The following is a 4,494-nucleotide window of genomic DNA, read 5'->3' on the forward strand; positions in this document are numbered from 1 at the left end:
TATCCCACAATGTGTAGCCCGATCCAGGGTCGATGACCAAACTCATCGACCAGGCGTAAAGCAGTATTGGCATCGCCGACCACCAGCGTGCGTCGGCCACTCTCCCGTTGCTGCTGCCAGCGCGTAATCGTGCGGAAACCGAGATGAATCACACTCAGCGCTACCAGATCGCATATCACAAAACGAGCAAAGGCGCTGCGCTCAAGAACAACACCATTTATCAGGTAGAGAAAACCTGCCAACGAGGTCGTTGCCAGAAAAACGGCGAGATACAGGCGCGTAAACGCTTCGAGGAGGGTACGGGTAAACAGTGCGCGTTGTGGCGCCAGGACGATGAAAACCAGACCCCAAATCAACGCAACCCCAACGTAGAGCAACCACCGGAACCGTGAGGCAACCGGTTCAGAGTGAATAACGAAGGCAAGGCACAGCACTGTTGCGATCACATCCCAGGCAAGAACGCTCCCAATCAAGCGTAAGCGTAGGCGTTCTAGCATGCCGGCTCCTTACGTGAAGACGCTTGCCGGCATCGTGGCCGCGCCTTCACACCATATCAACCGGAACAAACCCATAACGTGGGGTATGCCGGTAGATAGTATAGCACGGAGGATTGTGATGGGTCAATGTAGCCATGATGATCTGCAGGGCTTATCAACGCTCTAATACATACCCAACCAAGCCAGGCCACGGTCTGGGCGTGCGGAGGCTGCCCGGTGTCCATCAGGAATGGAACGAAGGCCTTGCCGACGAATGATGTTCATCGCCACACAGCGGATGGCGTGGAGGGCCAGCCAACCGTTCGCGCATCAGTGCGGTCTGCCTGATCCGTCACATCGCACACCTACCACACCCCGTGTTCACTGTCCGACTGCCCGTGCACCCACTAGCTGAGCTGCTGCGGCGTTGGGTTCGGCCCGCCTCGGTTCCCGTATCTGACCATCACGTCGTTTGTGCTCTACGTTTCTGCATGCAGTGGCGCCCGCTGGCGCCGCACGCGCCTATCCCAGCGAACGTCCGGCCAGCCCCATTCCTGCTCCAGGTAGGTCCGCATCGCGTCGTCAGCTTCCACCCGCCACTCCTCCCGCACGTCGCGCCGTCCGTGGTGCCGACTCCATTCCTGGACGTCCGGCGGCAATGCCCCCTGTTCCGCCATCATCCCTTCGCACAGTGCCGTCCGTCCGTCACTGTGATTCTGTTTCACGATTCCCAAAGCGGCCCCCTGTTTCTCCGATCACTCTGGCGACCTATCGGTGATTCGGTTCGGCATCCAGGGTCACCACCTTCCCCTCCAGGGGCATCCCCTGCAGCAACTGCAACGCCGCGTCCGTGACGTTCCCTGCTGCCACCCCGTTCCGACGCAGCACGATCCGAATCCCCTGGGCTGCCGCCACCACGACCGCCAGGGCAGGCAACCCCTCCCGCCGCTGACTGCCCCGCAGACTCTTCGCATCCACACCGATAGCGTCTCCTCCTCCGTCCTGCATCCAGCGACTCAGGGCGTGCTCCACGTGGGCCATGTCTAACAGCGCTCCTATTCGCCAGAGAGTGCCGGAGATCGGCGGATGGGCCAGCCATTCTATCCCTCCCTTCACCCTGAGGTCGCTCCCGTGCGCCTCGGCCCATCTCACCATGCCTCGGAGACTCCGTTGCCCATGCACGGCGGCTACGATGAGCATGATCAGGATGTTCACCACGGGGGAGAGACGCCCTTGACGGTGACGGGGATCGGGTATCTCCCGCAGAGAGGCGCGCAACCCGTTGTATTGCTCGTCGCTCATCGCTCCCACCTCCGATCCGAGTTCAGCCTCTCTGTTATGTTTACCACAATGTTGGAGAATTGATAAGCCCTAGATGATCTGGCGGGAAGTTAGAATTTCGCAAAAGCACTTTATTATTTATTTCAGGGGATCGTTTTCTGGAATGCCATACTAAAACATGGCGGGGATGAAAATCAATTTGAAACATTGCTTGATGTTCAAATCTCTCAGGATTTTTCAATGAGATATTATAGTTATCTGACACACCCTTAACACCTGTTGGACGGAAAAGACAACGCCTGTATGGCCACAATAGGTTACGTGTTTCTATTGCAATCTTTAAGTTTGGTCTTCTCTGTACCTTCCTGGAGGGAAGGCAGATGTTCTAAGCACTCGCTATTCAGTCCACCTTCTGTTTCGACCCTGCTGGTATGCTGTATCCGGTACAGTCAAACCTTTTGGTCCTGCAATTGTTTGAGACGATCGGGTATCGGCTTCCCGCAGACCTGGTAAAACAACTGCTCATAGGCATCTGTAACTGCTTCCCAGGTATAGTAGGCCTGTACCCGTTGACGAGCTAGGTAACGATAATTCTCTACAACCTCTGGGTTCGATAGCAACTGCTGTAATACCCAGCGTAGATCGGTTGCCCCTACTTTTCCGTCATAAGACCAACCTGCATCGCCAACGGTTTCCAGATTTTCCGGTGTATTGTGCACGACGACACAATTGCCAAAGGCCATCGCTTCCAGTAAAGCTGGATGAGTACCTCCTACTCCTGATGTCTCAACAAAAATGTAAGCGTTGGAACCCAGTTCATAATACCCCTTGCCAAAAACGTAGCCGGTGAAGACGATACGCGGATCGCCCTGAGCGGAAGCTTTGAGAGAGGCAATATAATCCGCAACATACGGAGCATCGCCGACGATTACGCATTTCAGGTCTGTATCCAATCCCCGAAATGCTTCCACCAGATGATGAGCGCAGTTCTCCGGAACTAACCGCCCCACAAAGAGGACATACTTACCCGGTTCCAGACCAAAGCGGGCCAAGGTCTCACCAGGGTGAACAATTTCTACTTCCGAACCATAAGGGATGTAAAGCGGCTCGCTGCCAAAACGTTCGCGGTAATAATTCTGCACCACCCGTGAGTCAGTAAGGTAGACAGTAGGCAGCCTGGTGGCCAGATACTCAGCCAGTTGAATATATCTCTTAGCTAGAGCGGGCCACTTCTCACGCTTCCAATCCAGTCCATCTACGTTGAGGATGGTTTTGGTTCTCACCAATCGGGGAATCCAGGTAACTGGACTGTTACCGGCAATGAAGTAGAGTGCTACATCGTAACGCTGCGTAAGCGCGTGCAGCGAAGAAATGAACGTGTGGACAATGGTATCCAGATACTTGTTGGGAATAGTTGGCAATTTGACCAATCGCATTCCCTTGTAATGGGTTCCTTTATAGGTGATGTGGTGCGAACGGCAATATACAGTAACCTGGTGACCGCGCTGAACTAGACGCTGGCCTAGTTGTTCCACACATGTTTCAAAGCCACTGTAACTGGCAGGAATACCGCGGGTGCCAAGGAAAGCGATGCGCATAGGATTATTGCCCCAATTCAATCGGTGTAGCGTAGACCAAAATTGTGCCCCCCTTACTAAACAACGATTCAATATAAGCAAAGAGAAGGGCTGGCAAGATCAAGAACGGTATGCCAACAATAGCCACTATGGCACTATACAGGAATCGAAGCTTGTTTTTAGCTATACCCCAGGAGATATTCCGTTTCACCAGTGCATAAATAAGTCCTGGTTCCGCTCCTAAAGAGTTGAGCATAGTCTGCAAGACGCCAATTGGATTGAATTCTATCGAAAAGTGATCTATATGCAATATAGTATAACCAGACAAATCCAGTACATACTGTAAGGTCTCAGGAGTATAGTGAAAAACATGCCTTGGTACATCTAGATGGCACCAGCGGCTTTTTCCCAACCGCGCTTGCCACGAAGCAAGATTGGGAACAGCCACGCAAAGAACACCTCCCGGTTTCAGATACGGATGTAGTTGTCGAAGCATCTCCACTGGTGTGGATACATGCTCAAGAACATGCCAGAGTGTAATTACGTCAAATTTCTCCATAGGCAACTCTTTTAGATTACCAACAATCCTGCCTTTCAGCGTACTGCACGCAATTCGACGACTGTTTTCTGAAGGCTCAGTCCCATAAACATCCCAGCCGTGCAGAGCAGCATAAGCCAGAAACCTGCCCTTACCACAGCCTATATCAAGTAATTTTCCCCGTTGACGCACACGCGTGATTTTACGCAATCGAGACCATTGAAAAATCTGCTGTGCGATCTCGATCAAGATATGAAAGCGGTTGGACTTGTTTCCATATAACCCCTGAGAATAAAATAATTTTAGTGATTCAAAGGATACTATAGGACTGGTAAATGCGATATGACACTTATGGCACTGTCGAATCTCATAAACTTGGTCTTGTGCAAAAGATTCCCAACTCCTAGCGCGAAACAAGAGTTGGCTGCTGTTACAACTGCAGAGTGGACATACTATAGCTAGCCGATCTTCCGTACATGGATCGCTATTCATTGCCGTACCTTTCTTCGCTCAGTTTTACCAGCAATGCAGCAATCGCTTCAGCTACCCGCCGTACACTCTGCCCATCAATCTCAAAGAAAAAAGAACGCACAAAATTATAGCGAGCAAACGACATAGAGTC

3 protein-coding genes and 1 pseudogene are annotated in these 4,494 nt (G+C 52.1%); all 4 read right to left on the minus strand.

Annotated features, from left to right (window positions below; translation table 11 throughout):
- Positions 1-497, minus strand: a pseudogene (locus JE47_RS0119580) (sugar transferase); the annotation flags it as partial.
- A gap of 747 nt (positions 498-1,244) precedes the next feature.
- Entirely contained in the window at positions 1,245-1,778 is a 534-nt protein-coding gene (locus JE47_RS0119590) for a transposase family protein (protein WP_031461367.1), read from the minus strand.
- Between the two features lie 428 nt (positions 1,779-2,206).
- Positions 2,207-3,355: a glycosyltransferase gene (locus tag JE47_RS0119595; RefSeq protein WP_051871223.1), complete on the minus strand. Its 1,149-nt coding sequence runs from the start codon at positions 3,353-3,355 to the stop codon at positions 2,207-2,209.
- Between the two features lie 4 nt (positions 3,356-3,359).
- Positions 3,360-4,364 carry a class I SAM-dependent methyltransferase gene (locus tag JE47_RS21455; RefSeq protein ID WP_081910080.1) on the minus strand — a complete coding sequence of 335 codons (1,005 nt, stop codon included), beginning with the start codon at positions 4,362-4,364 and terminating at the stop codon, positions 3,360-3,362.
- Between the last annotated feature and the right edge of the window lie 130 nt (positions 4,365-4,494).

The organism is Chloroflexus sp. MS-G (genome assembly GCF_000735195.1).
GTDB lineage: Bacteria > Chloroflexota > Chloroflexia > Chloroflexales > Chloroflexaceae > Chloroflexus.

Excerpts from the sequence above, each read along its gene's own strand:
- JE47_RS0119590 (WP_031461367.1), bottom strand. The coding sequence starts at position 1,778 with ATGAGCGACGAGCAATACAACGGGTTGCGCGCCTCTCTGCGGGAGATA.
- JE47_RS0119595 (WP_051871223.1), bottom strand. The coding sequence starts at position 3,355 with ATGCGCATCGCTTTCCTTGGCACCCGCGGTATTCCTGCCAGTTACAGT.
- JE47_RS21455 (WP_081910080.1), bottom strand. The coding sequence starts at position 4,364 with ATGAATAGCGATCCATGTACGGAAGATCGGCTAGCTATAGTATGTCCA.